We start from the raw sequence: 26,267 nt of genomic DNA, 5'->3' as shown, positions 1-26,267 counted from the left end.
AACCGCTGGGCGCCCGTTTTCATTGAGCAGGATCAGCCTGGTACGGGGTTAATCCTCTTCGAAGTTGTAGAGCCCCGGCGCCAGGTTGTCGAAGCGCGTGTACTTGCCGATGAAAGCCAGGCGGCAGGTGCCGATGGGGCCGTTACGCTGCTTGCCGATGATGATCTCGGCCACGCCCTTGTACTCGGTCTCCGGGTGATAGACCTCGTCGCGGTAGACGAACATGATGATGTCGGCGTCCTGCTCGATCGCCCCGGACTCACGCAGGTCGGAGTTGACCGGGCGCTTGTTGGGGCGCTGTTCCAGCGAGCGGTTGAGCTGCGACAGGGCGATCACCGGGCAGTTGAACTCCTTGGCCAGCGCCTTGAGCGAGCGCGAGATCTCGGAGATCTCGTTGGTCCGGTTGTCGCCGGAAGAACCCGGGATGCGCATCAGCTGCAGGTAGTCGACCATGATCATGGCGATCTCGCCGTGTTCACGGGCCAGGCGGCGCGCACGCGCACGCATCTCGGTCGGGCTGATGCCGGCGGTATCGTCGATGAACAGCTTGCGCTCGTTGAGCAGGTTGACCGCCGAGGTCAGGCGCGGCCAGTCGTCGTCGTCCAGCTTGCCGGAACGCACCTTGGTCTGATCGATGCGGCCGAGCGAGGAGAGCATACGCATCACGATCGAGTCGCTGGGCATTTCCAGGGAGAACACCAGCACCACCTTCTCGGTACGCAGCACGGCGTTTTCCACCAGGTTCATGGCGAAGGTGGTCTTACCCATGGACGGACGGCCGGCGACGATCACCAGGTCGGCCGGCTGCAGGCCGCTGGTCATGCCGTCCAGATCGGTGAAGCCGGTGGAGATGCCGGTCAGGCCCTCGTTGGTATTGAACAGCTCGTCGATGCGGTCGATGGTCTTGACCAGGATCTCGTTGATCCCTACCGGGCCACCGGCCTTGGGCCGCGCCTCGGCGATCTGGAAGATCTGCCGCTCGGCCTCGTCGAGCACTTCCACGGCGCTCTTGCCCTGCGGCGCGTAGGCCATGTCGGCGATGTCGTTGCTGATGCCGATCAGCTGGCGCAGGGTGGCGCGCTCGCGAATGATCTGCGCATAGGCCTTGATGTTGGCCACCGAGGGGGTGTTCTTGGCCAGCTCGCCGAGATAGCCCAGACCACCGACCTGGCTCAGGTGCCCCTCCTTGTCCAGCTGCTCGGACAGGGTCACCACGTCGAACGGCGAGTTGCGCTCGGCCAGGGTGTAGATGGCGCGGAAGATCAGCCGGTGATCATGGCGATAGAAGTCGCCATCGGAGACTGCGTCGGAGACCCGCTCCCAGGCGTTGTTGTCGAGCATCAGGCCGCCCAGCACGGCCTGTTCGGCCTCGATGGAATGCGGCGGCACCTTGAGTGCGGCGGTTTCCAGGTCGTATTGCTGAGGGACGCTGATATCGTTCATGGCACCTGTGATTCCGAAAGCTCAGAGGCCTTGGCGAAGCCTGGCGGCTTGGCCAAAGGCTCTACAAAAAACAACGGGCACGCACCGCAAAACGGTGAGTGCCCGATTGTCGGCAGGCTCGCACCTTCGTGCAAGCCCGCAGGTCGCTGCCCTTAGGCGGCTACCACGATCACCTTGACGGTGGTCTCGACGTCGGTGTGCAGGTGCACAGCTACGTCGAACTCGCCAACCTGGCGAATGGTGCCGTTCGGCAGACGCACTTCGGCCTTGGCCACTTCGACGCCGGAAGCAGTCAGAGCTTCAGCGATGTCGTGAGTACCGATGGAACCGAACAGCTTGCCTTCGTCACCGGCCACAGCAGTGATGGTGACTTCCAGCTCGGCCAGCTGAGCAGCGCGCGCTTCGGCCGAGGCCTTCTTCGCGGCAGCGGCAGCTTCCAGCTCGGCGCGACGAGCTTCGAACGCAGCAACGTTCTCGGCGGTAGCGGCGGTGGCCTTGCCCTGCGGCAGCAGGTAGTTACGGCCGTAACCGGCCTTGACGTTCACCTTGTCGCCCAGGTTGCCCAGGTTGGCGATTTTTTCCAGCAGGATAACTTCCATTTGGGTCTTACCTCTTAACTTTTAACCTTCACCGTTCGCGGGGCCTGCGCCGTTTTTACGCGCCAGGCGACCACGAAAATCAAACAGCCCGTCGATAACCGCCAACAAACAGATCAAGTTCCCCAGCAGCAGCACCGCCACGTACAGGCCGAACACCCAGAAGCTGGACAACCGCTTCATGGCAATCAGCCCATGCCCGAGCGCCACACCTGCGAACAGCAGCGGCACCGTGAACACGGTCGCCAGCATCGCAGCCTGCGGGCCAAGGCTCGGAGCGAACAGCATCCCGAGCAACAGCGCCACACTCGCCACTGGCGACAGGCGTATGGCCCGGAACTCCTGTCCGAAGCCTCCGGGGTTGTACAGCGCCGCCTGCCAGTAGCGTGCGAGTGCGAGACAGAGCAGGGAGGTCACCTGCAACGAGGAGGCCATCGCCCCTGTCAGAGCCGGTATCAGCGACTCCTGCACCGCAGCGAGTTCCTCGGCCGACGCGTTGCCCAACAACTGCGGCAACGATGACCGAATACGCTCGGCCAACGGTTCGATGAACTCTCCAGACACCGTGCTCAGTACCAAGACGAACACTGCACCCAGCAACACACTGGACAACAGCACCCAAGTCCAGGACGCGGTCGAGCGCAGAACCTGCGCCAGAACCACCGTACCGGCCATGATCAGGAAGACACTCGAGTTACCGAGATACCACCAGAGCAAGGCGGGCAACGATGCCCAGAAAAGGATGCCCGAAGCATCTGCCAGCCCCCGCCGGAGCAGCACCAGGCTGCCCCCTGCGGCACTTAACCAGCACAACAGCGGAAACGCCGCCGAACCGACCACCCCGAGAGTGGCCTGCATGCGGCCGCGCATCACAAACTCGGCAAAGGCACGCATGCGATCTATCTCTTAACGCTTATCGACAATCCGCTATCAACGGCCGTGGCTGTCGGTGTAGGGCAGCAGGGCCAGGTAGCGGGCGCGCTTGATGGCGACGGCCAGCTGACGCTGGTACTTGGCCTTGGTACCGGTGATACGGCTCGGAACGATCTTGCCGGTTTCGGAGATGTAGGCCTTCAGGGTGTTGAGATCCTTGAAGTCGATCTCTTTCACGCCTTCAGCGGTGAAACGGCAGAATTTACGACGACGGAAGAAACGTGCCATGAATGTGGCTCCTCAATAGATCCGTGGATTACTCGTCAGCGTTGTCGCTGTTGTCACCGTCTTCGCCTTCGGCGGATTCGGTTTCAACGCGCTCGCGGCGCTCGCGGCGCTCGCTGCGGTTTTCTTCGGCCTTGAGCATCTCGGACTGGCCGGTAACGGCTTCGTCGCGACGGATGACCAGGTTACGGATCACGGCGTCGTTGTAGCGGAAGTTGTCTTCCAGCTCGGCCAGGGCTTTGCCGCTGCACTCGACGTTCAGCATCACGTAGTGAGCCTTGTGAACGTTGTTGATGGCGTAGGCCAGCTGGCGACGACCCCAGTCTTCCAGGCGGTGTACTTTGCCGCCGTCTTCTTCGATCAGCTTGGTGTAACGCTCGACCATGCCGCCGACTTGCTCGCTCTGGTCCGGGTGAACCAGGAAGATGATTTCGTAATGACGCATGAATGCTCCTTACGGGTTGCAGCCTGCCAACGGAAAGTGGTCAGGCAAGGAGTGAATGACTCGTTTGAGCTTGCCGAAGCGAAGGCGCGAATACGCCTACCGTCACAGCAAGGGGCGACATCATAGAGAAGCCCCTGGCCGCACGCAAGGCGAATTGGCGATTATTTGATCAGACCTTGCCCGCCGCACGGCGCTGGCGCACCGCCTCGAACAGGCAGACGCCGGTGGCGACCGAGACATTCAGGCTGCTGACGCTGCCGCCCATGGGCAGCTTCACCAGGTAGTCGCAGTGCTCGCGGGTCAGGCGGCGCATGCCCTTGCCTTCGGCTCCCATGACCAGCACCGTGGGGCCGGTCATATCCAGCTGATACAGCTCCTGGTCGACCTCGCCGGCGGTGCCGACGACCCACAGGCCCTTCTTCTGCAGCTTTTCCAGGGTGCGCGCCAGGTTGGTCACCGCCACCAGCGGAATCACCTCGGCGGCGCCGCAGGCCACCTTGCGCACGGTGGCATTGAGGGTGGCGGACTTGTCCTTGGGCACGATCACCGCATGGGCGCCGGCGGCGTCAGCGGTGCGCAGGCAGGCGCCGAGGTTATGCGGATCGGTCACACCGTCCAGCACCAGCAACAGCGCCGGCCCCTCGCTGCGCTCCAGCAGCTCGTCGAGCATGTTCTCGCCCCATACCTGACTGGGACTGACCTCGGCGACCACGCCCTGATGCACGCCCTCGGCCCACTCGTCCAGCTCCTGGCGCTCCTTGTGGCCGACCGCAACGCGGTTCTGCGCAGCCAGCTCGAGCAACGCCTGCACCCGCGGAGCCTGCCGGCTTTCGGCCAGCCACAGCTGCTTGACCCGCTTGGGGTGATGACGCAACAGTGCCTCGACGGCATGCACGCCGTAGACCTTCTCCAGCTGACTCATCGCTTGGCCTTACGCCCGCTCGGCTTGCTGCCCGCCGGCGCAGAGCCGGACTTGGGCGCGCCCTTGCGATGCGAAGAAGGCTTCTTGCCTGCCGGCGCCTTGCCGCCGCCCTTCTTGGCCCCGTCGAGCAGAGCCTTTTTCACATCGCGGCTCTTCCGCACATCGGTGTTACCAGGGCCGGCTGACTTGGCAGGCGACTTCTTGCGACTGTCGCCACCACGTCCACGCCCCGTAGAAGCCTGATCGGCCTTGCCTTCGCTCAGCTCGAACTCGATCTTGCGCTCGTCGAGATCGACGCGCATGACCTTCACCGCCACGCTGTCGCCCAGACGGAAGCTGCGCCCGCTGCGCTCGCCAGCCAGGCGATGATGGACCGGATCGAAGTGGTAATAGTCAGCCGGCAGCGCGGTGACATGCACCAGGCCCTCGACATAGATGTCCTTCAGCTCGACGAAGATGCCAAAGCCGGTTGCCGCGGTGATCACGCCCTCGAAAATCTCGCCGACCCGATCCTGCATGAACTCGCACTTCAGCCAGTTCACCACGTCACGAGTAGCCTCGTCGGCACGCCGCTCGGTCATCGAGCACTGCTCGCCGAGCTTCTCCAGCGCCGCCTCATCGTAGGGATAGATACGCGCCTTGGGCATGCTCGCCGCACCGGCACGCTGCACATGCTTGGTCTCGCGCTTGGAGCGAATCACGCTACGGATGGCACGATGCACCAGCAGGTCCGGATAACGCCGGATCGGCGAGGTGAAGTGGGTGTAGGCCTCGTAGTTCAGGCCGAAGTGGCCGTTGTTCTCGGCGCTGTAGACCGCCTGGCTCAGCGAGCGCAGCATCACAGTCTGGATCAGGTGGAAGTCCGGGCGCCCCTGGATGCTCGCCAGCAGCTTCTGGTAATCCTTCGGCACCGGCCCCAGCTTGCCCTTGTGTAGCGCCAGGCCTAGTTCACCGAGGAAGGCCTTGAGCTTCTCCACCCGCTCGGCCGGCGGGCCATCGTGCACGCGGTACAGCGACGGCATGTCGTGATCAAGCATGAAGCGCGCAGTCGCCACGTTGGCCGCCAGCATGCACTCCTCGATCAGCTTGTGCGCGTCGTTGCGCTGGGTCGGGCGGATCTCGGCGATCTTGCGCCCGGCGCCGAAGACGATGCGCGTCTCCTGGGTCTCGAAGTCGATGGCACCACGCTCGTGACGAGCCGCCAGCAGCGCCTGGTACAGCGCATAGAGCTGCTTCAGATGTGGCAGGACTTCCTTGTACTCCTCGCGCAGGGCCTTGCCCTCGCTGCTCTTGGGCTGCTCCAGCATGTAGCTGACCTTGTTGTAGGTCAGGCGCGCATGGGAGTGGATCACCGCCTCGTAGAACTGGTAGTCGAGCAGCTCGCCGGACTTGGACATGTTCATTTCGCAGACCATGGCCAGGCGATCGACATGCGGGTTCAGCGAGCACAGGCCATTGGACAGCTCTTCCGGCAGCATCGGCACCACACGCTCGGGGAAGTACACCGAGTTGCCGCGCTTCTGCGCCTCTTCGTCCAGCGCCGAGCCAACCTTGACGTAGTGCGACACGTCGGCGATGGCGACATAGAGTTTCCAGCCGCCGGAAAACAGCTTCCAGCGACCACTGTTCTTCTCGCAATAGACGGCGTCGTCGAAGTCGCGAGCATCCTCGCCATCGATGGTAACGAACGGCAGGTGGCGCAGGTCGACCCGGTGCTCCTTGTCCTTCTCCTCCACCTCGGGCTTGAGCTTGCGCGCTTCCTTGACCACGGCCTCGGGCCAGACATGCGGAATGTCGTAGCTGCGCAGGGCGACGTCGATCTCCATGCCCGGCGCCATGTAGTTGCCGATCACCTCGACGATATCGCCCTGCGGCTGGAACCGTGCAGTGGGCCAGTGGGTGATCTTGATCGCGACGAACTGGCCGACCCGGGCACCACCGGTGCGTCCCGGCGTGACCAGTACTTCCTGCTGGATCTTCGGGTTGTCGGCCTCGACGAAGCCGATACCGGCCTCCTCGAAATAGCGCCCGACGATGGTCTCGTGGGCACGCTCGATGACCTCGACGATGGCACCTTCACGGCGACCACGGCGATCGAGACCGGAAACGCGGGCGAGCACACGGTCGCCGTCGAACACCAGGCGCATCTGCGCCGGACTGAGGAACAGGTCGTCACTACCGTCGTCCGGCACCATGAAGCCGAAGCCATCCCGGTGACCGCTGATGCGGCCGCGGATCAGGTCGAGCTTGTCCACCGGAGCGTAGGTGCCACGACGGGTGTAGATGAGCTGACCGTCGCGCTCCATGGCGCGCAGGCGGCGCCGCAGCGCCTCGAGTTGCTCATCGGTAGTCAGGCCGAACTCGGCCACCAGCTCCTCGCGAGCGGCGGGCGAACCACGCTCGGACAGGTGCTGCAGAATCAGCTCACGGCTGGGGATGGGGTTGTCGTATTTTTCCGCCTCGCGGGCGGCCTCAGGATCGAGGGATTGCCAATCGGCCATTAAGTGAAATCACCTTTACTCATATATAGACGGCTTGCCATATGCCTATTGAAGCGCGAAACGGCGGTTGGGTCTGCTCCCGTTTCGCTCTCGTGCCACGCCAAGGTGCCCAGTGGCACCCGTTCGGGCTGCGATCCGCTAGGCGCGAAATGCAGGCAACAGTAGATCCGCTGGCAAGTCCCGCAACGACGCATGGTGCGATTGTGCACGCAACCCATAGGAACGGGCCAGTTTTTGCTCAGCCGGCCAGAAGACTGTCCCCTTGGCGGACGGCTGGAAGCCGCCATAACTGAACGTCAGCAACCCGATAGCGGCACAATAATTTTTTTGCCGTCAGGGGTTTACAAGCAAAAACCGCATCCGTATAGTTCGCGGCCACAACGTTGCTGAGACGTTGTAACACGGAAACGACTGATTCATCATTGTTTCCCGTGCCCAGGTGGCGGAATTGGTAGACGCACTAGGTTCAGGTCCTAGCGGTGGCAACACCGTGGAAGTTCGAGTCTTCTCCTGGGCACCACTCTTCAGAAACCGAGCTGAAAGCTCGGTTTCGCTTTTAACGGAGCAGCTTCCGTACCGCCAAAAACGGTAAATGCTGCAAAAAGTCGGCGAGCAATCGTCGCAATGTGCCCAGGTGGCGGAATTGGTAGACGCACTAGGTTCAGGTCCTAGCGGTGGCAACACCGTGGAAGTTCGAGTCTTCTCCTGGGCACCACTCTTCAAAACAAAACCGAGCCAATGGCTCGGTTTTGTCTTTTCTGGTTTCCGAAAATCCTTGCCCCGACCACAGCCCATAGGGCTGCGGTCGACGCATCCGGCTGTCAGACCTTGAACTGGGCGAAGCTGGCCTTGAGCTGACTGACCAGGCCATCGACCACGCGACCACTGGCCGCTGTCTCGCTGACCGCCTGCGCCGCGCGCTGGGCCTCGTTGTGAATCACCTCGACCCGACCGCGCACCGCCGAAGCGCCATCGGCCTGGTGGGCGGCGGAGCGAGTGGCGATATCGATGGCGCCATGCACCTCGTCCACCGAAGCCTGTACGGACTGCTGCAGGCGCGCACTGTCGCGCAGCGCCTGCAGCCCTTCGGCCGCCTGACCACCGGCCTGACCGATCACCGCCACCGCCTCACGCGCCCCCTGCTGCAGGGCGGTGATGTGGGCCTGGATGTCACCGGTAGACTGCTGGGTCTTGCTGGCCAGGGCGCGCACCTCGTCGGCCACCACGGCGAAACCGCGACCGCTCTCCCCGGCCCGCGCCGCCTCGATGGCGGCGTTCAGTGCCAGCAGGTTGGTCTGCTCGGCGATCGACTGGATCACCGTCAAGACCACCTCGATCTGCTCACTCTGCTTGGCCAGCCTCTCGATCACCGCCGAGCCGCTGTCGACCCTGGCCACCAGCGCCTCGATCAGGCTGCCGACCTTGGCGGCGATCGCCGCATTCTCGTGCGCCGCCTGGCGGATGGCCGTGACTCGCTGCTGGGCGTCATGCATGGCCTGGCTTTCCGCCTGGGCCGCCGCCGCCATTTCCTCCAGAGCCTGCAGGCTGCCAGCCACCTCGTCACGCTGACGGCCGGCCGCGGCCTCTGCCGCCGCACTGCGCGTGGCCAGGCTGCGAATCTCCTCGCCAGTACGCTGCGCCACCTCACCGGCCTCGCGAATGATCGGCTGCAGCTTGGCGATGAAGCGATTGACCGCATCGGCCATCTCGCCGACCTCGTCGTCGCTGTCCAGTTGCACCCGCCGTGTCAGATCCCCTTCACCCGCCGCCAGATCCTGCAGGGCGGCAATCAGCAGCTGCAGACGGCTGAGCACCCGCCAACCGAGCACCAGGGCCACCACTGCAAGTGTCAGCAGGCCGACCACCAGCAGACCAGAGGCAATCTGCCAGCGCAGGCTGTCGGCCGCCTGCTGCACGGTCTCGCTGCCATTGCGCGCCATATCGGCCGTAGCCTGCTCGGCCACTTGCAGACGCTGCTGCAGGGCCTGGGTGCTTTCCTGTGCAGCCCCCGACAGACTCTTGTCAACCAGCTCGCCAGCGCTGCCGACCAGAGTGGCGAAGCGGCTGTCCAGCGCGGCCAGCTTCTGCTCCACGCCGTCCAGCGACATCCCCAGCTGCACCTTGCCGATGGAGGCGCCCATCGGATTGATGTCCACCTCGACCATGTGCACCTTCGGATCACGCGAGGCGGCATCGACCAGTTTGGCCAGCGCCGTATCGCCCTGGCCGGCGGCCACCAGCTCACGCACCCGCGGGCTGCTGCGGTTGAAGTTGCGGGTCAGGCGCTGGCCCTGGGCGTCATAGAACACGGCGAAGAGCACCGCCGGATCACGCTGAACGATGCGGGTCAGTGCCGTCAGCGCCGGGGTATCGTTGTCCCAGATGGCCTTGGGCGCCACACCGGCCAGTAGCTGGGCCATGGAGTTGCCGGACTGCTTGAGATTCTCCTCCAGCACTTTGCGCAGCTGAGCCTGCTCGTCCTTGAGCTGGCCGGTCAGGCCGCCGGAGAGGCGCTCACGGGTGTTGGCGGAAAGTGCGGCGAGACCGGCGCTCATCTCCTCCTCGGCACTGCCAAGCTCAGCCGCCAGACGCTGGCTCTCGCCACCAAGGCGCTGCGTCAGGTCGTTGACCAGACCGTCGACGGTAGCGCGCGTCAGCCAGACGGCAAGCCCGACCTGAACCAGCATGGCCAGGCCGAGAGCGATGAAGACAGGGCGCAGCAGGCGGCTGCGCAGCAGTGAAAACAGGACGGACACAACGAAACTCCTTCCGGTCGGGCGACCATGTGTCAGTGCATCGGCCGCATGGCGTAAAGCTGTAGCTAAGCAAGGTATAGGTCATTTGCCGGCATAAAAAAAACCCCGCAGCTGCGGGGTTTTCTTGGCGAGCGACTCAGAAGTTCGAGTTGCCCTTGAGCTGCGCTTCCGCGGCCTTGGCCAGGTCCTGCGGCAGGAAGTCACGATCCGGGTCGTAGTCCGGCTTGAGGAAGCGCGACAGCGCTTCCAGGTCGCTGGGCGCCAGCGTACCGGCGGCCTGTTTCAGGCGCAGGTTGTTGAGGATGTAGTCATAGCGCGCATCGTTGTAGTTGCGCACCGAACTGTACAGCTGACGCTGGGCATCGAGCACGTCGACGATGTTGCGGGTACCAACCTGATAGCCGATTTCGGTGGCTTCCAGGGCACTCTGGTTGGAGATGATCGACTGGCGACGGGCCTGCACGGTTTCCACGTCGGTGTTCACCGCGCGATGCAGGTTACGGGTGTTCTCCACCACCTTGCGGCGCAGGCTCTCACGCTCCTGCTCGCTCTGATTCAGACGCTGGTAGGCCTCGCGCACCTGCGAGCTGGTCAGGCCGCCGCTGTAGATCGGGATGTTCAGCTGCAGGCCGATGCTGGTCTGCTCGGCATCACCGTTATAGGGCGACAGGGCATCGTTATTGGAGAAGCCGAGGTTGTCGTTGTCACCCTTCTGGTATTGGGCGACGGCATCCAGGGTCGGCGCATGGCCGGCCTTATTCTGGCGCAGGGTTTCCTCGGCCGCATTGACCGCGTAGTTGCTGGCCTGCAGGTTGAGGTTCTGCTGGGCAGCGGTATCGACCCAGGCCTTGGCGTCGTTGGGCGTCGGCTCCAGCACCGGCAGGCTGTGCAGAATGCCCTCGATGGAGGCGTACTCGCGGTTGGTCAGGGTGACCAGGGCCTGGAACGCGTCATCCACGGCGCGCTCGGCAAGAATCCGGTTGGCGCGCGCAGTGTCGTAACCGGCCTGGGCTTCGAGCACGTCGGTCTTGTCCGACAGACCCACGTCGAAACGCTCGTTGGCCTGGTCCAGCTGGCGTTTGAACGCTGCTTCCTCGGCCTTGGTCGAGGCCAGGGTGTCCTGAGCGCGCAGCACGGCGAAGTAGGTTTCGGCGCTCTGCAGAATCAGGCTCTGTTCGGTGGCCGAGAGCTGCAGGGCATACTGCTGATCAGTGGCCTTGGCCGCCTGGAACTGGTACCAGCGGTCGGCACGGAACAGCGGCTGACTCAGATTGGCACGATAGGACAGGCCGCTGCGCGAGCTGTCGATGTCACCCGTGCGGGTGTCCACCTTGGTATCGGTATTGGTGCTGTCGGCGCCGGCCGACAGGTTCGGCAGCAGTCCGGCTCGAGCCTGCGGCACCACTTCCTTAATCGCCGCGTAGTTGGCACGCGCGGCAGCGAGGTCGGCGTTGTTCTTCACCGCTTCGTTGTAGACGGTGACCAGATCGGTCTTGCTTGCCAGGGGAGCTTCTTCGGCCCAGGCCATTCCTGTGGTGGCAGCAGCTACTGCGAGCGCCAGAGAGAGTCTGCGTAGCATGATCAGTCCTAGATGCGGGGTAATCGGGCAAGGCTAAGGCTGCGACCGGCAGCGGTCAAGGCGGCCGCGGCGCAACAACGGGTCAGTCTGCGACAAGCTTTGTTTCTTCGCCGCAACAATTCCCGGTGCCGGACAGATTCCCGACGAAACGTCGCTCGACCACCGGATAGCGCTTGGTGTTCCTCGGCACGCTTGATTAGACTGCCGGCAGTTCTTGTCGGGGTGCCCAGAGTCGTGGGCTGAGATCGGAGAGTTCCGGATCCCGTTGAACCTGATCAGGTTAAGGCCTGCGTAGGGAACAAGATGTCCTCGCCTCCTTGTGGCGAGTCCTCTCGCACCAGCCATGGTGCACCTTGCGCCATCAGGTTCGCTCCGACATTCAGCCAGGAGCCGTGCCGATGAGTGTCAAACAACAGAAGAATCTCAGTGAGAGCGCCCAGGTCGACCAGCAGTCGATCCAGCCCTTCCCACGTTCGCAGAAGATCTACGTGCAGGGCTCGCGCCCGGACATCCGCGTGCCGATGCGCGAAATCAGCCTGGACGTCACCCCCACCGCCTTCGGTGGCGAGATCAACGCCCCGGTCACCGTCTACGACACCTCCGGCCCCTACACCGACCCGACCGTGCAGATCGACGTGCGCCAGGGCCTGCCGGACGTGCGCAGCGCCTGGATCGATGACCGTGGCGACACCGAGAAGCTGCCGGGCCTGTCCTCCGAGTTCGGCCAGCGCCGCCTGAACGACGCCGAGCTGTCCGCCATGCGCTTCGCCCACGTGCGCAACCCGCGCCGCGCCAAGGCCGGGCAGAACGTCAGCCAGATGCACTACGCGAAGAAGGGCATCATCACGCCCGAGATGGAATACGTTGCCATCCGCGAAAACATGAAGCTCACCGAGGCCCGCGAGGCCGGTCTGCTGAAAGAACAGCATGCGGGGCAGAGCTTCGGCGCCTCGATCCCGAAAGAGATCACCCCCGAGTTCGTCCGCAGCGAGATCGCCCGCGGCCGCGCCATCATCCCGGCCAACATCAACCATGTGGAGCTGGAGCCGATGATCATCGGCCGCAACTTCCTGGTGAAGATCAACGGCAACATCGGCAACTCGGCGCTGGGTTCTTCGATCGAAGAAGAAGTGGCCAAGCTGACCTGGGGCATCCGCTGGGGCTCGGATACCGTCATGGACCTGTCCACCGGCAAGCACATCCACGAGACCCGCGAGTGGATCATCCGCAACTCGCCGGTGCCGATCGGCACCGTGCCGGTGTACCAGGCGCTGGAGAAGGTCGGCGGCATTGCCGAGGACCTGACCTGGGAGCTGTTCCGTGACACCCTCATCGAGCAGGCCGAGCAGGGCGTGGACTACTTCACCATCCACGCCGGCGTGCTGCTGCGCTATGTGCCCCTGACCGCCAAGCGCGTCACCGGCATCGTCAGCCGTGGCGGCTCGATCATGGCCAAGTGGTGCCTGGCGCACCACAAGGAGAACTTCCTCTATACGCACTTCGAGGAAATTTGCGAAATCATGAAGGCCTACGACGTCAGCTTCTCGCTGGGCGACGGCCTGCGTCCGGGCTCGATTGCCGACGCCAACGACGCCGCGCAGTTCGGCGAGCTGGAGACCCTCGGCGAGCTGACCAAGATCGCCTGGAAGCATGACGTACAGACCATGATCGAAGGCCCCGGCCACGTGCCGATGCAGCTGATCAAGGAGAACATGGACAAGCAGCTCGAATGCTGCGACGAGGCGCCGTTCTACACCCTCGGCCCGCTGACCACCGACATTGCCCCGGGCTACGACCACATCACCAGCGGCATCGGCGCGGCGATGATCGGCTGGTTCGGCTGCGCCATGCTCTGCTACGTGACTCCGAAGGAGCACCTGGGCCTGCCGAACAAGGATGACGTGAAGACCGGCATCATTACCTACAAGATCGCCGCGCACGCCGCCGACCTCGCCAAGGGCCACCCGGGCGCGCAGATCCGCGACAACGCCCTGTCCAAGGCACGCTTCGAGTTCCGCTGGGAAGACCAGTTCAACCTCGGCCTCGACCCGGATACCGCGCGCAGCTACCACGACGAGACCCTGCCAAAGGAGTCGGCCAAGGTGGCGCACTTCTGCTCCATGTGCGGGCCGAAGTTCTGCTCGATGAAGATCACCCAGGAGGTGCGCGAGTACGCCGCCGAGCATGGCCTGACCGACGAGCAGAAGGCCATCGAGGCCGGCTTCGCCGAGCAGTCCGAGCGCTTCAAGGAAGAGGGCGCGGTGATCTACAAGCAGGTCTGAGCCGCGCTGCAGAGTTGAAAAAGCCGGGCATGCCCGGCTTTTTCATGTGCGCCGTTCAGCGCGACGAGGGAAAGTAGATGGACTTGAGGATGCCGTTCAGCCGCGCGTAGGGAATGCGCAGCTCGGGGTGGCCGCTGGCATAGGGGGCGATACGCCCGACCTCGTACTTGAGCATGACCGAGTCGCGCAGCAGGGCGACATTGGCGGTGCGCACGAACGGCCACTCGGCCTGGTACTGCAGATCCTGATCCAGGCCATTGGCCTTGAGCCAGGCCTGGTAGGCCAGCTCGGCCTGCTGCCAGAAGGCGGTCTCGCCATCCGGCAGCAGCAGGTCGTCCAGGCTCAGCAGGCGCCCTTTGTCGCGGTCGTAGTTCAGATAGGCACGTCCGGGAACGCCGTGGGCGCCGCCACTGAAGCGATAGCTGGACAGTTCGATCACCGCCAGGCGGCCGTGCTGCTGCAGCACCTTGGACTGCAGGTAGCTCATCCAGCCCGGCTGGGCGCCGGCCAGGAATTCCCGCTCGTAGACCGCCAACGAGGGTGGCGGCGGATCGCCCGGCAGCTCGATGGTCAGTTTGAGCAGCTCCTGCTCAAGGCGCGCATTCAGCTCCGGCAGCTCGTCGAAGGTCTGCAGGTCGATATTGATCAGCGCGCAGTCCTTGCCCTCACAGCCCGGCGCGCGATGTTCCCAGGCCTGGCGACTGACGGCCAGCCCCGATTCGGGCTTGGCGGCGAGCAGCAAGGCCTGGCAACCACTGAGCAGTAGCGACAGGGACAGCAGGCCGGCAACGGCGATGGCACGCATGGATTCTCCTCGGGACGGCGACGGGCGTTTCGACTGCGCGCCGCCCCGGGCGTTCCCGGGTGCGGCGGCGGCCATTGTCGCCGCCCGCGCGGCGCCATCCAAGTGGGCCGAATCACAGGCTGAAGTCGCGGCGCACCTGCAGGTAGAGACGGTCGCGGTTGTCGAACTGGCCGTACTGGGTGCTCTGCCCGCCGCTGAAGGCGATGTAGCCACCCTCCAGGTACCACTGGTTCCAGGGCCGGTAGCCGAGGTTGGCCTTGACCATGTGGCTGCTCTGCACCTCGCGGTTGTACAGCCAGAGGACGCCGGCATTGAGGCGCTGCTTGGACCAGTCCTTGAGCAGCGCCACCGACGCCTCCCAGCCGGTCTCGCGCGGCAGGCTGTCCGGTGCGCCGTGGCGATGGCTGACCGTGGCCTGCAGGTTGACCGTCCATTCGTTGCGGGTCAGATCGAGGCCGAGCAGCGCCGCCGACTTGGGTACGTTTTCCGCACCTTCCGGGGTCTGCAGCGGCTCGTTGAACAGGTGCACCAGGTCGCCACGCACCACCCAGTCACCGGCCGGGCGGGCGAACGAGGCGCCGACCAGGCTGCGCCGGCGCTGTTGTTCGACCATCTGCCCCTCCTCCACCACGTACAGCGGATCGGGGCTGAGGCCGTCGAACAGGTAGAAGTCCAGGTCGGTGCCGTCGACCAGCATCTTGCCGCGCCAGCCAATATCCGGGCGCTCGTGCTCGTCGTCCTCGCCCAGCCCCTCCGGTCGCCCGGCCACGGCGAAATCGGCGCCGGCCGGCGCGTAGCGGGTGGTCTTGGCCTTGGGCGCGACGACGAACTGCTGCTCCAGACTGTCGCCATAGATTTCCACCACCGCCATCGGCCGGGTTTGCCGGCCGAGGGAGTAGTCGTCGATGTAGGGCAGCAGGAACTCGCGCAGGTCCAGCGGGTTGAGCACGTCGACCAGGCGGAAGTAGTCGCCGCGCCCCCAGGCGATCTGCTGCTGACCGAGGCGCCATTGCCAGTTGTCGCCGGCCCAGGTGAGATAGAGCTCGCGCAGGTCCTGGTCGGATTCCATGCGATCCTCCAGCTTGCCGCCGGCATCGTCGTACTGGCTGCGGTAGCGGCCTAGCAGCACGCTGTCGAGGGTCCAGTTGCCCTGGCTGATGCGGCTCTCCAGCAGTGCTTCGACGCGATGGCCGGAGCTGCTGGCGCCGGTGGTGTCGTGGTGGTAGCCGTCCTCCACGTGACCGCGACTGCTGAGGGTCGCCGCGGCCAGCGGCAGGCTGGTCAGGCCCAGCAGGCCGATAAGCACTGCACGCATCAGCGAATCCCGTTGCGCAGGGCGCGCTCGCTGAAGTTCTGGTCACCCAGGTCCAGGTTGTAGTCAGCGGCGGTGCGCAGCAGGCGGGTCTGGCCACCCTCGACCAGGTTGCTCATCAGCGACTCGTTGACCGTCCAGAAGCCTTCCACCTGACTCACATCCACCACTTCGAAGGTCTTGATCTGCCGGCCGCCCCGGAAGAACTCGTCACGCAGGATCAGCTGGCGCTCGCGGTCGACATAGACCAGGCGCTGGCTGTAGCCAGTGCGCGGATTCTCCAGACCGTTGACGGTGCGCGCCTCGATCACGTAGACCGGGCGCCCCTTGTACTCCTCCTCGCGCAGCAGCCGGTACTGGTAGTCGTCGACGCGCATGCGCTCGATGTCAGCGAAGGAGAAGTCGGTGCCAAGGAACGGGCCCTCCTTGGAGTTGGTGGCGATGCGCCGGGTCTTGCGCAGAGCCGGCAGGTACAGCCACTGGTCGTCCTCGCGGGCAGCGGCCTCGGCGTAGCTGTGCATGAGGATGCCGGTGCCGGCGGTGTCGCTGGGCGCGGTGAAGTACAGGGTGGCCTTGCGCTCCTCGCCGTACTCCTTCTCCAGCATCAGCAGCTTGCGCTCGCGGACGAAACCATCGGCCATGGTCTGCACCAGGGTCACTTCGGAGCGGCGGTCCTGGCCTTCGTCGCGGTCGCGCACGGCGCGCATGATGGCGGCGGGGTCGAGAGCCTCGGCGAGAGCCGGGAAACTGAGCAGCAGGCCGAGAGCAAGCAGGGAAATACGCATGGGAAACTCCTTAACGACAGTCGACTGTCAGGTAGCTGTTCGGGGTGGATGACCACTGCGCGGTGGTCTCCAGGCGGTAGCCGGGCAGATTCGGCGCGCTGCTGCGCTGGCGCCCCAGGGCGACCAACTTGAGGCGCTGGAAGTCGGGCCGTGCCAGATCCTGCAGGTCGCGACTGCGCAGGCTCTCGGCGATCAGGTAGAGCTGAGCCACTTCGTCATCGCTGGCCGGCAGACCGGACTCGCCGTTGAGTACGTGGCGCAGGTAGACCAGGATGTCGGCGGCCGAATAGGCCTGCAGGGTGCGCTGGCGCAGCGTCGCGGCGGCCTGCTGCAGGCCCTGCAGGGTGGTGGTACGCGGCGGCACCGGACCGCTGGCCTGCAGCGTCCACTCCTGCAGGGTGTATCCCTGCAATGCGCCCTGGGCGCCGCTGGCTACCTGGCAGCCGGGAGCGAAATCGACGGCCAGGCGCTTGGCATAGCTCAGCAGCAGTTCGGCCTTGTCGGCTTCCGCGTAGGGCCGCGCCAGGCGCAGCCAGAAGTGCGTGCCGTCGCCGGCAGCGGTGACCAGGCGCGGGCCAAGCAGCGGGTGCCGCTCGACCAGCACGGCCAGGGTCTGCAGGCCCGCAGGCGTGAGCTCGCGGGTCTCGATCAGCCGGCGGAAGCGCACGTCGTCACCCTGGACGGCAATGGCATTGGTGCTGGCCAGGCTGTCCAGGGACTGGATCGGCGTGCGCCCCTGGCCATCCTTCACTTGCCACAGATTCTGCGTGGCGCCGACCAGACGTTGCAGGTGCTCGGCCTGGTAAAGCTCGCCGCCCGGGTAGAGGGTCAGCGCCAGCCAGTCCTGGGCACTGACCGGCAGGGCCACGCAGAGCAGCCAGAGCAGGTGCTTACGCATTGGCCGGCTCCAGCTGCGCGGCGGCCTCTGGCTGCTGGCGGGTGCGCACGAATACCGGCAGCACCAGCAGGGCGAACAGCGCGGAGAACAGCATGGTCAGCGAGATGAAGATGCCCAGGTTGACCAGCGACTGGTAGCCCGACAGGCACAGCACCAGGAAGCCCAGCCCCAGCGCCAGGGTATTGATCAGGATCGGCTTGCCGGTATGCCGCAGGGCGTACTGGGTGGCCTGCTGGGCCGTGCCCGGACTGTGGCGCATGGCGGCGATCACATGAATCGCGTAGTCGATGCCGATGCCGAAGGAGATCGCCGCGATAATCGAGGTGCCGATATCCAGGTCGGTACCGCTCAGCGCCATCAGCGCGCTGATGCCCACCAGGGTGAACAGCAGCGGCAGCAGGGCGACGAAGCCCAGGCGCACCGAGTGGAACATGGCCATGACCATCAGCACGATCAGCGCCGGCGACGACAGGATGCTGTTGACCTGGCCCCACACCACCGCGTCGGTGGTGGCCACCAGCACTTCGCCATAGCCGGAAACACGCACGGTCATGCCGACCGGCAGCACCTCACGGGCATAGTCCAGAGCATCACGCATCAGTGCGCCGACTTCCGAGGAGCGGTCGGTGTGCAAGATGGCCAGGACCCGGCCGTTCTGGAAGCGGCGGTCGACCACATCGAACAGATCGCGGCCGTTGGCGTTCTCGTACAGCAGGTAATACTGCGCCAGCAGGCTGGCGCTGATGTCGTCCGGCAGGCGGTACTGCTCGGCGGCGAACTGATCCCGGGTCACCTGGTGCAGGCGCTTGACGAAGTCGGCCGGCGAGTAGGTGAAGCCGACCAGCTGCTGCTGGCGCAGATGCTCCTGCAGCCTGGCCACACCCTGGATCACCGCCGGGTCCTTGAAGGCGTCGGCCCTGTCGCTCTCGATCATGATGCTGATCGGCGTGGTGCCGCCGAACTTGGCGTTGATCGCCGCGTCGTCCTGGCGGATGCGGCTGTCCTCCTCGAAGTAGCCGATCACCTGGTTGTCGATGCTGAGGTTCTCCACCACGTACCAGCTGCACAGCACGATGGCCACCAGCATGCCGAAGGCCAGGCGCCTGCCGTAGCGGGCGAAGTGGCCGAGGGCGGCGATCATGCGGTCCAGGCGGTCACTGACCAGCAGGCCGTGGCGCGGCGGCTCGGCCTTCCACAGGATGACGATGGCCGGCAGGAAGACGATGGTGATCAGCCAGGCGAAGAAGATGCCGAAGCCGGTGAATATGCCGAACTCGCGGATGAAGGTGACGTCGGTCCAGATCAGCGAGAAGAAGCCGACCAGGGTGGTCATGCAGGTCACGAACATCGGCCAGAACAGCTGCTGCATCACCGTGAAGGCGGTGTCGATGCGCGCCTGGCGATCCGGGTTCGGCGGCAGGTTGCGGTAGTAGTCGGCGAGGAAGTGGATGGCGTCGCACACCGCGATGGAGATGATGAACACCGGCATGATCGAGGTGATGATGTTCTGCTTTACCCCGCAGGCGGCCATCAGGCCCAGGGTCCAGATCAGGCTGAAGATGGCGATCAGCAGCGGCGCCACCACGCCCTGTACACGACCGAAGCTGACGAACAGTACCAGCAGGATCACCAGCAACACCGCCGGCAGCAGGGTCTGGTTATCCTGCTCCATGTTCGACGCGGTCTGCGCGGCGATCATGGGCGGGCCGCTGAGGTAGATGCGGTCGTCGCCCTGCACCTTGTCGGTGATGTCGACGATGGCCTGGTACACCTGCAGCATGGCCGGCGAATCATCCTGGGCGATGTTGAACTCGACCTGGATGGTGGTGGCGCTGCCATCACGCGAGACCAGGCTGTCGAGGAACAGCGGGTTGCCCATGGCCTCGGCACGCAGGGCGTCGAGCCCGGCCTGGTCGGTCGGCACCTGCGGCATCAGCGCGTGCACGTCGAGCGCCTCGTCGATAGTCAGCAGGTTCTCGATGGTCACCAGGCTGCGCACCTTGCGGATCGGCACCAGGCGCGTGTGCAGGCTGTCCAGCCAGGCTTCGCGGGTATGGCTGAGTTCGCCAAGCTCAGCCAGGCGCTGCTTCAGCGCGGCGAGGCGCGGCTGGTCGGCGGGGGTCAGGTCGCCTTCGAGGATGGCCTCGACGTCGGCCTGCAGGCGCGGGTCTTCGGCCAGGGTGCGCAGCTTGTCGCTGTCTCCCGGCAGGACCATCTCGATGGCCTGGAAGGCACGGGTCAGCTCGGCCACCCGCTGCAGGCTGCCCGGGTTGAAGATATTGCCCTGGGGGTTTTCCAGGGCGACGAAGGCCTGCTCGCCGGTGTTGGAAAACAGCCGTTTGTTGTCGGCATCGGCCATCCGGCTGGGGTGGCTCTTGTCGATCATGTAGGGGGTGCTGTTGATCTCCAGGCGGCCCAGCGCGACCACCGCCGCGGCGGTAATCAGCAGCAGGAGGGCGAGCATCAGCCAGGGCCGATGCAGCATCCAGGAGAGCAGCGCGACGGCGCGGGGCTTCATGCGGCGGCTCCCGCGCCGGTGTAGGCGTCCAGACGCAGGTCGTCCTTGGCCTTGCTGCGGTTCTGCGCCTCGGCCACCAGGTTGGCCCAGATCACCGTCTTGTGGATCTCACTGGTGCCACCGGCGAAGAACAGGCCGATGGAGTCGCGCAGCAGGCGCTCGAAGTGGAAGTCACGGCGGTAGCCATAGTTGCCGTGGATGCGCATGGCGTTGAGACAGGCCTCGTGCATCGCCTCGCTGGCGAGCATCTTGATGATCGACGCCAGGGTCGAGCAGTCCTGCCCTTTTTCCAGGGCGGCCAGGCCGCGCACCACCACGCTGCGCAGCAGCTCCAGCTGGGTGTAGGCCTGGACGATGTGGCCCTGGACGTACTGGTTGTCACTGATCGGCCGGCCGAAGGCCTCGCGCTTGAGGCTGTACTGCAAGCACTCGTCGATCACCGGCTGCATGCAGCCGACGATGGACACGCCGGTGAAGATGCGCTCGACCAGGAAGCCAAAGTACAGCACGCGCAGGCCTTGCCCCTCGGCACCGACCAGGCTGTCGGCGGCCAGCGCCACATTGTCGAAGGTCAGGCTGCCGATCGGCGTACCGCGGTTGCCCATCAGGTCGAACGGCACCGACTGGGTGAGGCCGGGTGCAGCGGTTTCAGTGATGAAGCAGGAAATGGCGTTGGGGCCGGCCTCCTCCAGGCGGGCGAAGGTCATGCAGATGTCCGCCACCGGGGCGTTGGTGATGTTCCATTTCATGCCGTTGAGGCGGTAGCCGCTGCCATCGCGGCTGGCCGCCAGCTTCAGCGAGCGCACGTCGGAGCCGCAGCCCTGCTCGGTGATGGCGAAGCAGCCGATCTTCTCGCCGCTGATCAGCGGCGGTAGCCAGCGCTGCAGCTGCTCCTCGCTGCCGTAGCTGAGCAGCGCGGCCTGCACCAGCGCCACCTGGGCGACGAAGGAGACCAGCACGCCCATGTCCTGGCAGCCCTCGGAGAACCCCTCCAGCGCAGCGGAGAACTCCCACACGCCAAGCCCCTGGCCGCCGAAGCGCTCAGGCATGTGCACGCCGAACAGCCCGGTTGCGCCCAGGGCGCGCCACAGCTCGCGGTCGAAGCCCAGCGCCTGGTCGCGCTCAGCCGAGGTCGGGCGCACCAGGTCGCGGCCGACGGCCAGGTAGTGGGCACGGATCGCTTGCTGCTGTTGGTTCCAGATACCGTTCATGTTCATGCTCCTATGTGCAGGGTGTTCTGCTGCTTGGCGTCACGCAGCCGGGAAAGGAGTTCGTCGCCGTCGAGCTCTATCAGCGCCTCGATCTGCGCCACCCGCTCGTGGTCGATGGCGTCCAGGCGCAGCCAGAACGGATGCACCTCGCGGCCCTGGTAGCGATTGGCATAGAGGTGCTGGGGCGGGATACAGGCGATACGCGCCGGCAGGATCTGCGGGCGGAAGCCGAAAAAGCTGAGGTTGCGCAGGGTGACCTGCCGCTCGCCGTCGCCGACCATCGCCGCCACGCCGCTGTCGGCCTGGCACAGCAGGCGGCCGTAGGCGCTGAGCAGGAGCATGCCGGCCTTGGCCTCGAGTACCGGATCGCCGATCTGCGCCTTGGTCACCCGGCCGATCTCGCGCACCTGCTCCACCGGCAGGTCCTGCAGTTCGCCTATCTGCGCGTAAAGGTCACGACCGAAGGCGGTTTCCACGCCGAAGGACGGCCGCTGGCTGTCGTCGAAGCGCTTGCCGCGGGCGATCGGCGCCTTGAGGGTGGAATAGGCCAGCAACTGCTGGTCGCTGTCGCGCACCAGGACGATGTGCACGTCTTCCGGGGCCAGATGCTCCAGCGGTTCGGCGTGCAACTGGCGCATTGCCGCGGTCTGCGGATTGATGAAGCCAACCTTGGCGTAATGCACGAAGGCGAAACGCAGCAGCTGACGGGTCAGGTTGTTGTCCAGCTGGTAGTTGGCAATCGCGTAGGTAGCGACGTCGGCGCGGCGGTCGATACAAAACTGCTGGTAGCCCTGCAGACCATTCAGCAACGGCGCCTGGTAGTGCTTCACCGAACGCTCGAGGAAGAACGCATCGGGCCGCTCCGGCGGCAGCTGGCGCCACTGCGCCAGGGCCTGACGCCCCTGATCGAGCAGCCGCTGGTGTTCGCGCTCGGCCTGGGCGTCACGGCGCCGGGTCAGTTCCCAGACATCGACATAGACGGCGTCGCGCACCGGGCGGCCATTGACCAGGTCAATAATCAGCGCAGTGGCCAGGGTGCCGAACAGGTGCGCGGCGATGCCCAGCTGCGAGGTGTAGTCCTTGCCGGCCAGGTGGCGGTCCAGTTCGGCGTACATTTCCAGCGGCACGCACTCCACCGGGATCAGGTAGGAGCAGGCCTGCATCGGATCAAGGGTGGCGACCTGCTCGGCACTGAGCTGGCCTTCCAGCACCTGCAGATCGGGGTTGCGGTAGTCGAAGACCGGAATGTATTGCGCGGCGGCCATGTCGTAGCCGCACACCACCGGCTTGTATTGGCGCTGACAGACACGGTGCAGCAGGTACTTCATCTCCAGGCCGGCGCGGCCGGTGACGTCGATGGCGTCCACCACCACGTCGGCCTGGGCAACCATGGCCTCGACGTTGTCCGGGGTGACGCCGTGGCCGTGCAGCTCCAGCTTGATATAGGGGTTGATCTGCCGTACGCGCTCGGCAAATACATCCACCTTGGCCCGGCCGACATCGCTGACCACCATGTTCTGCCGGTTGGCGTTGTTCAGCTCGTAGCTGCCGTTATCAGCCAGGATCAGGTGTTCGGCGCCACTGCGCACCAGCAGCTCGATCACGCTGCCGCCGGTAGAGCCGCAGCCGGCGATGAGTATCACCGCCTCGCGCAGGCCGCACTGGTCGTCGTTGCTGATGAACCCGGCATTGCGCAGGGTGAGTTCGCGATAAAACTGATCGTGATCCTGGGGAGGCGTCATGGTTGCGTCCTGCTGAGTAGGGAGGCGGGCATCCTATTCAGCGCTTTAATGGCACAACAAGGACCAATCCGGCCTCGCTGCCATTAATCAAAGCAACTATAACTATTTGATTTCCATATATTTTTTATATGTGATCACAGACCAGTGAGTTCTCAAATGCAAACCGCCCCGAAATGGGGCGGCCTGTCATGGAATTGTCATTGGGAAAAGCCTGTTGACGGCTCTAGCCCACCAGTTTGCGCTGGTCCTGCGGCACCCTGGCCAGCTCCCAGAGAAAGCTGTCGAGTTTGAACGTGGAGGTGCGGATCTTCTCCTCGATGTCCTGCAGCTCGCGACACACTTCCTGGTAGCGTTGCTCGCGACGCACGGCAGCCAGCGCCTCGTTGATCCGCTCCGGCTGGGCGCCGATGTATTCGCGCACGCGCTTGCCATCCTTTTGCGGGCGCACCAGGTAGAGGTAGCGCTGCTGGTGCCAGTAAGGCGTGGCGGCGATACGCGGGGAATCCTGCAGCACCTCGAATTCGGCCAGCAGGTTGACCCGCAGCGACTTGAGGCTGTCCAGCTGCTCGGAGATGCGCCAGACCTTCTGCCCCAGGCTCTCCTGGTCAGCGAGCTTGTGCGCATGGGTCTCGCGGTGGGAGATGTCGGTGATGGTCAGCAGGCTGCCACGGTCGCTGCCGTCGATACTGGGAATTGGCGCGGCGCTCATCTGCACCCAGCGCACCTGGCCATCGCGGGCCTGGATGCGCATTGGGTAGCGCTCGGCCGTCGGGCCCTGGCAGCGCTGCTTGAGCACGACTTCCACCAGGTCGGCGGAGATCACCTGAGCCAGCGGCCGGCCCAGGGCTTCAGCCGGCGCATAGCCAAGAAAATGCTGCATGAACGGATTCATGTAGGTAATGCGCCCGCGCGGGTCGAGCACCACCAGCCCCTCCTGCGCCTGCTCGACCAGATTCTGGTAACAGCGCGTGTCGCCCGTGCTATAGCAGCTGGCTACCTGCACGCCGGGCTGGCCGCCGAAATCGGCGTCGGTGTAGGCCACCGGGATATCCGTGTCCGGGTCATACTGCCGAAGCAGATCGATCAGCTCTGCAGCGCGCATCCACCCTACCTCCCTGTTAAGTCGTAACAGACGTGCCGAGTATACTCAGCGGCAGCCAATGAAATAGGCTGCTATTTAGGATAGATAACGTCGCACAGCGACGGCGCCAACCTCTCCGGGACGGGCGCCAGCGCTTGCCAAAGCAAGGCGGCGACGCGCACATTCATCAACACCACAACGGATTCTGCGCGGAGCTTTGCCGCGCCACGAGGGGGATTGCATGTCACAGACCGATGTCGAAGTGCTGCAGCGGGAAACCTGCTTCAAGGGTTTCTACCGCCTGGATCGCCTGCAGCTGCGCCATCGCCAGTTTGCCGGCGGCATGGGCCCGCAGCTCAGCCGCGAACTGTTCGTGCGCCACGATGCGGTGTGCGTACTGCCGTACGACCCGCAACGCGACAGCGTGGTGCTGATCGAGCAGTTCCGCATCGGCGCCATGGACAAGAGCAGCAACCCCTGGCTGCTGGAGCTGGTTGCCGGGCTGATCGACAAGGACGAGAAACCCGAGGAAGTGGCGCGTCGCGAGGCCGTGGAAGAGGCCGATCTGGAGTTGACCGCACTGTGGCCGATCACCCAGTACTACCCCTCCCCCGGCGGCTCTGACGAGCGCGTGCACCTCTATATCGGCCGTTGCGACAGCGAGGGCGCCGGCGGCGTGCATGGTCTGGCCGAGGAAGGCGAGGATATCCGCGTGCATGTCTGGCCGCTGGAGGACGCGTTGCAGGCGGTGAAGGACGGTCGCATCGACAACGCCGCCAGCATCATCGCCCTGCAATGGCTGGCGCTGAACCGTGCCGAAGTGCGGGGGTTGTGGTCATGAACCTGCTGCGCGAGCGCTACCGGGTCGACCTGGTCGAACTGCAGGCCGCTTGCGAAGCTAACTACGCGCGCCTGCTGCGCCTGCTGCCGGATATGCGCGAGGCCCAGGGCGAGCGGCGCGTGGCGCTGAGCCAGGGCGACCTGCTGCTCGGCGTGCTGCTGATCCGCGTGACCGAGAACTGCCCCTACACCACCACCCTGGAAGTGCGCCAGGAACACAGCCTGCCGTGGCTGCCGGTACCGCGCCTGGAAGTGCGCGCCTACCACGACGCCCGCATGGCCGAGGTCACTGGCGCGGAGAACGCGCGACGTTTTCGCGGCATCTATCCCTACCCCAATGCCGCCATGCACCAGCCGGACGAGAAGACCCAGCTCAACCTGTTCCTCGGTGAGTGGCTGAGCCACTGCATCGCCTGCGGCCACGAGCTGACGCCGGTGTTGTGATCACAACCTCGCAAATGTGACGGGTTCACGTTTGCCGGGTTTACCGAATCGCATTTCACCCACCATAATCCTGAAACCCTGTTCAGGAGTTGGCCCTTGTCGCGCCCGTCGTCTCTTGCCTCCGATCGCCCGGTGCTGCTGGTTCAGCTCTCGGACAGTCACCTATTTGCCGAGGAAGACGGCAAGTTGCTCGGCATGGACACCTGCGACAGCCTGACCAAGGTCATCGAGCGGGTGCAGACGGAACAGCCGCAGATCGACCTAATCCTCGCCAGCGGCGACCTCTCGCAAGACGGCAGCCTGGCTTCCTACCAGCGTTTTCGCGACCTCAGCGCGCAGCTCAACGCGCCGACGCGCTGGTTCCCCGGCAATCACGACGAACTACCGGCCATGCAGCAGGCCTGCGCCGGCAGCGATCTGCTGCAGCCAGTCGTGGATCTGGGCCACTGGCGCATCATCCTGCTCGACTCTTCGATTCCCGGCGCCGTGCCCGGCTACCTGGCTGACGACCAGCTTGAGCTGCTGGAGCGCGCGCTGAGCGAAGCGCCCGAACGCCACCATCTGGTGTGCTTCCACCACCACCCGGTCTCCATCGGCTGCCGCTGGATGGAGCCGATCGGCCTGCGCAACCCGGAAGCCCTGTTCGCCGTGCTGGAGCGCCATCCGCAGGTGCGCGCGGTGCTCTGGGGCCATATCCATCAGGAATTCGACCAGCAGCGCGGCGGCATTCGCCTGCTCGCCTCGCCCTCGACCTGCGTGCAGTTCGCCCCCGGCAGCGAGGAATTCCAGGTCGATACCACAGCCCCTGGCTACCGCTGGCTGCGCCTGCACGCCGACGGACGGCTGGAGACCGGCGTGTCGCGGGTCACCGGCATCCACTTCGAAGTCGACTACAGCGTCAAAGGCTACTAACTCCGCACCGCCGGATGTCAATGCTTGCGGCTGGCGC

The 26,267-nt window shown here is 64.9% G+C and carries 21 protein-coding genes, 2 tRNA genes, 1 pseudogene and 1 riboswitch; of the genes and pseudogenes, 6 read left to right on the top strand and 18 right to left on the bottom strand.

The annotated features are described in order from the left end of the window. Positions 1–48: 48 nt before the first annotated feature. The 7 genes from dnaB to rnr form a co-directional block, all read right to left on the bottom strand. Positions 49–1,443: a replicative DNA helicase gene (gene dnaB, locus ACOAPY_RS03945; protein WP_280001845.1), complete on the bottom strand. Its 1,395-nt coding sequence runs from the start codon at positions 1,441–1,443 to the stop codon at positions 49–51. Positions 1,444–1,595: 152 nt separating this feature from the next. Continuing rightward, positions 1,596–2,042, bottom strand: a complete 447-nt coding sequence (gene rplI, locus ACOAPY_RS03940; protein WP_076580192.1) for a 50S ribosomal protein L9 — start codon at positions 2,040–2,042, stop codon at positions 1,596–1,598. Between the two features lie 21 nt (positions 2,043–2,063). Then, positions 2,064–2,933 carry a hypothetical protein gene (locus tag ACOAPY_RS03935; protein ID WP_076426836.1) on the bottom strand — a complete coding sequence of 290 codons (870 nt, stop codon included), beginning with the start codon at positions 2,931–2,933 and terminating at the stop codon, positions 2,064–2,066. A gap of 36 nt (positions 2,934–2,969) precedes the next feature. Further along, on the bottom strand, positions 2,970–3,200 hold the full coding sequence (rpsR, locus tag ACOAPY_RS03930; protein WP_021701047.1) for a 30S ribosomal protein S18: 231 nt from the start codon (positions 3,198–3,200) through the stop codon (positions 2,970–2,972). Positions 3,201–3,228: 28 nt separating this feature from the next. Next, complete coding sequence (rpsF, locus tag ACOAPY_RS03925; protein ID WP_021701046.1) at positions 3,229–3,642, bottom strand: 30S ribosomal protein S6; 414 nt, start codon at positions 3,640–3,642, stop codon at positions 3,229–3,231. A 169-nt stretch (positions 3,643–3,811) separates the two neighbouring features. Next, a complete protein-coding gene (rlmB, locus tag ACOAPY_RS03920; protein WP_280001849.1) occupies positions 3,812–4,564 on the bottom strand; it encodes a 23S rRNA (guanosine(2251)-2'-O)-methyltransferase RlmB in 753 nt (250 codons plus the stop codon). After that, positions 4,561–7,065 (bottom strand): ribonuclease R, encoded by a 2,505-nt coding sequence (rnr, locus tag ACOAPY_RS03915; RefSeq protein ID WP_465155081.1) that lies wholly within the window; start codon positions 7,063–7,065, stop codon positions 4,561–4,563. Before rnr ends, rlmB begins: the two co-directional genes overlap by 4 nt. Positions 7,066–7,498: 433 nt before the next feature. Here rnr and ACOAPY_RS03910 point away from each other — a divergent pair. Together ACOAPY_RS03910 and ACOAPY_RS03905 are read left to right on the top strand one after the other, a co-directional pair. Continuing rightward, positions 7,499–7,585, top strand: a tRNA-Leu gene (locus ACOAPY_RS03910). Between the two features lie 108 nt (positions 7,586–7,693). Continuing rightward, positions 7,694–7,780: transfer RNA gene (locus ACOAPY_RS03905), tRNA-Leu, on the top strand. 106 nt (positions 7,781–7,886) lie between these two features. On the opposite strand, the gene ACOAPY_RS03900 is transcribed toward ACOAPY_RS03905, so the two are convergent. The 3 genes and pseudogenes from ACOAPY_RS03900 to ACOAPY_RS03890 form a co-directional block, all read right to left on the bottom strand. Beyond that, positions 7,887–8,771: a methyl-accepting chemotaxis protein gene (locus ACOAPY_RS03900; protein WP_465156702.1), complete on the bottom strand. Its 885-nt coding sequence runs from the start codon at positions 8,769–8,771 to the stop codon at positions 7,887–7,889. After that, positions 8,745–9,005, bottom strand: a pseudogene (locus tag ACOAPY_RS03895) (HAMP domain-containing protein); the annotation flags it as partial. The pseudogene ACOAPY_RS03895 and the gene ACOAPY_RS03900, both read right to left, overlap by 27 nt. A gap of 952 nt (positions 9,006–9,957) precedes the next feature. After that, a complete protein-coding gene (locus tag ACOAPY_RS03890; protein WP_465155079.1) occupies positions 9,958–11,400 on the bottom strand; it encodes a TolC family outer membrane protein in 1,443 nt (480 codons plus the stop codon). A 208-nt stretch (positions 11,401–11,608) separates the two neighbouring features. Continuing rightward, positions 11,609–11,715, top strand: a riboswitch (TPP riboswitch). A gap of 83 nt (positions 11,716–11,798) precedes the next feature. Between ACOAPY_RS03890 and thiC the strand changes: the two genes are divergently transcribed. Then, positions 11,799–13,682 (top strand): phosphomethylpyrimidine synthase ThiC, encoded by a 1,884-nt coding sequence (gene thiC / locus ACOAPY_RS03885; protein WP_465155078.1) that lies wholly within the window; start codon positions 11,799–11,801, stop codon positions 13,680–13,682. 55 nt (positions 13,683–13,737) lie between these two features. On the opposite strand, the gene ACOAPY_RS03880 is transcribed toward thiC, so the two are convergent. The 8 genes from ACOAPY_RS03880 to ACOAPY_RS03845 form a co-directional block, all read right to left on the bottom strand. Further along, complete coding sequence (locus ACOAPY_RS03880) at positions 13,738–14,487, bottom strand: RsiV family protein (RefSeq protein WP_465155077.1); 750 nt, start codon at positions 14,485–14,487, stop codon at positions 13,738–13,740. Positions 14,488–14,599: 112 nt separating this feature from the next. Beyond that, positions 14,600–15,802, bottom strand: coding sequence for a DUF1302 family protein (locus tag ACOAPY_RS03875; RefSeq protein ID WP_465155076.1), 1,203 nt, complete (start codon positions 15,800–15,802; stop codon positions 14,600–14,602). Beyond that, positions 15,802–16,584 (bottom strand): outer membrane lipoprotein-sorting protein, encoded by a 783-nt coding sequence (locus ACOAPY_RS03870; protein WP_465155075.1) that lies wholly within the window; start codon positions 16,582–16,584, stop codon positions 15,802–15,804. The genes ACOAPY_RS03875 and ACOAPY_RS03870 overlap by 1 nt, the downstream gene beginning before the upstream one ends. Positions 16,585–16,594: 10 nt before the next feature. Continuing rightward, a complete protein-coding gene (locus ACOAPY_RS03865) occupies positions 16,595–17,482 on the bottom strand; it encodes a hypothetical protein (RefSeq protein ID WP_465155074.1) in 888 nt (295 codons plus the stop codon). Beyond that, positions 17,475–20,000, bottom strand: a complete 2,526-nt coding sequence (locus ACOAPY_RS03860) for an efflux RND transporter permease subunit (protein WP_465155073.1) — start codon at positions 19,998–20,000, stop codon at positions 17,475–17,477. The genes ACOAPY_RS03865 and ACOAPY_RS03860 overlap by 8 nt, the downstream gene beginning before the upstream one ends. After that, positions 19,997–21,211 (bottom strand): acyl-CoA dehydrogenase family protein, encoded by a 1,215-nt coding sequence (locus ACOAPY_RS03855; protein ID WP_465155072.1) that lies wholly within the window; start codon positions 21,209–21,211, stop codon positions 19,997–19,999. Before ACOAPY_RS03855 ends, ACOAPY_RS03860 begins: the two co-directional genes overlap by 4 nt. A gap of 2 nt (positions 21,212–21,213) precedes the next feature. Next, positions 21,214–22,953, bottom strand: coding sequence for a HesA/MoeB/ThiF family protein (locus ACOAPY_RS03850; RefSeq protein ID WP_465155071.1), 1,740 nt, complete (start codon positions 22,951–22,953; stop codon positions 21,214–21,216). Positions 22,954–23,176: 223 nt separating this feature from the next. Further along, positions 23,177–24,055: a PAS domain S-box protein gene (locus tag ACOAPY_RS03845; protein ID WP_061905467.1), complete on the bottom strand. Its 879-nt coding sequence runs from the start codon at positions 24,053–24,055 to the stop codon at positions 23,177–23,179. A 220-nt stretch (positions 24,056–24,275) separates the two neighbouring features. Between ACOAPY_RS03845 and ACOAPY_RS03840 the strand changes: the two genes are divergently transcribed. The 3 genes from ACOAPY_RS03840 (at position 24,276) to cpdA (ending at position 26,230) form a co-directional block, all read left to right on the top strand. Then, a complete protein-coding gene (locus tag ACOAPY_RS03840; protein WP_465155070.1) occupies positions 24,276–24,875 on the top strand; it encodes an NUDIX domain-containing protein in 600 nt (199 codons plus the stop codon). Beyond that, a complete protein-coding gene (locus ACOAPY_RS03835; RefSeq protein ID WP_465155069.1) occupies positions 24,866–25,318 on the top strand; it encodes a DUF1249 domain-containing protein in 453 nt (150 codons plus the stop codon). The genes ACOAPY_RS03840 and ACOAPY_RS03835 overlap by 10 nt, the downstream gene beginning before the upstream one ends. Positions 25,319–25,414: 96 nt before the next feature. Beyond that, the gene (cpdA, locus tag ACOAPY_RS03830; protein ID WP_465155068.1) at positions 25,415–26,230 is read left to right on the top strand and encodes a 3',5'-cyclic-AMP phosphodiesterase; all 816 of its coding nucleotides are present in this window, start codon (positions 25,415–25,417) and stop codon (positions 26,228–26,230) included. The last annotated feature ends 37 nt before the right edge of the window (positions 26,231–26,267 follow it).

This window comes from Pseudomonas stagnisoli (genome assembly GCF_048595745.1).
Taxonomy (GTDB): Bacteria; Pseudomonadota; Gammaproteobacteria; order Pseudomonadales; family Pseudomonadaceae; genus Aquipseudomonas; species Aquipseudomonas alcaligenes_A.
The sequence above is the reverse complement of the archived record's forward strand: the minus strand, read 5'-3'. Positions and strand labels throughout refer to the sequence as shown.

What these genes read in the sequence shown, in the direction of transcription:
- dnaB (WP_280001845.1), bottom strand. Translation starts at nt 1,443, where the DNA reads ATGAACGATATCAGCGTCCCTCAGCAATACGACCTGGAAACCGCCGCA.
- rplI (WP_076580192.1), bottom strand. Translation starts at nt 2,042, where the DNA reads ATGGAAGTTATCCTGCTGGAAAAAATCGCCAACCTGGGCAACCTGGGC.
- ACOAPY_RS03935 (WP_076426836.1), bottom strand. Translation starts at nt 2,933, where the DNA reads ATGCGTGCCTTTGCCGAGTTTGTGATGCGCGGCCGCATGCAGGCCACT.
- rpsR (WP_021701047.1), bottom strand. Translation starts at nt 3,200, where the DNA reads ATGGCACGTTTCTTCCGTCGTCGTAAATTCTGCCGTTTCACCGCTGAA.
- rpsF (WP_021701046.1), bottom strand. Translation starts at nt 3,642, where the DNA reads ATGCGTCATTACGAAATCATCTTCCTGGTTCACCCGGACCAGAGCGAG.
- rlmB (WP_280001849.1), bottom strand. Translation starts at nt 4,564, where the DNA reads ATGAGTCAGCTGGAGAAGGTCTACGGCGTGCATGCCGTCGAGGCACTG.
- rnr (WP_465155081.1), bottom strand. Translation starts at nt 7,065, where the DNA reads ATGGCCGATTGGCAATCCCTCGATCCTGAGGCCGCCCGCGAGGCGGAA.
- ACOAPY_RS03900 (WP_465156702.1), bottom strand. Translation starts at nt 8,771, where the DNA reads ATGGCCGATGCGGTCAATCGCTTCATCGCCAAGCTGCAGCCGATCATT.
- ACOAPY_RS03890 (WP_465155079.1), bottom strand. Translation starts at nt 11,400, where the DNA reads ATGCTACGCAGACTCTCTCTGGCGCTCGCAGTAGCTGCTGCCACCACA.
- thiC (WP_465155078.1), top strand. Translation starts at nt 11,799, where the DNA reads ATGAGTGTCAAACAACAGAAGAATCTCAGTGAGAGCGCCCAGGTCGAC.
- ACOAPY_RS03880 (WP_465155077.1), bottom strand. Translation starts at nt 14,487, where the DNA reads ATGCGTGCCATCGCCGTTGCCGGCCTGCTGTCCCTGTCGCTACTGCTC.
- ACOAPY_RS03875 (WP_465155076.1), bottom strand. Translation starts at nt 15,802, where the DNA reads ATGCGTGCAGTGCTTATCGGCCTGCTGGGCCTGACCAGCCTGCCGCTG.
- ACOAPY_RS03870 (WP_465155075.1), bottom strand. Translation starts at nt 16,584, where the DNA reads ATGCGTATTTCCCTGCTTGCTCTCGGCCTGCTGCTCAGTTTCCCGGCT.
- ACOAPY_RS03865 (WP_465155074.1), bottom strand. Translation starts at nt 17,482, where the DNA reads ATGCGTAAGCACCTGCTCTGGCTGCTCTGCGTGGCCCTGCCGGTCAGT.
- ACOAPY_RS03860 (WP_465155073.1), bottom strand. Translation starts at nt 20,000, where the DNA reads ATGAAGCCCCGCGCCGTCGCGCTGCTCTCCTGGATGCTGCATCGGCCC.
- ACOAPY_RS03855 (WP_465155072.1), bottom strand. Translation starts at nt 21,211, where the DNA reads ATGAACGGTATCTGGAACCAACAGCAGCAAGCGATCCGTGCCCACTAC.
- ACOAPY_RS03850 (WP_465155071.1), bottom strand. Translation starts at nt 22,953, where the DNA reads ATGACGCCTCCCCAGGATCACGATCAGTTTTATCGCGAACTCACCCTG.
- ACOAPY_RS03845 (WP_061905467.1), bottom strand. Translation starts at nt 24,055, where the DNA reads ATGCGCGCTGCAGAGCTGATCGATCTGCTTCGGCAGTATGACCCGGAC.
- ACOAPY_RS03840 (WP_465155070.1), top strand. Translation starts at nt 24,276, where the DNA reads ATGTCACAGACCGATGTCGAAGTGCTGCAGCGGGAAACCTGCTTCAAG.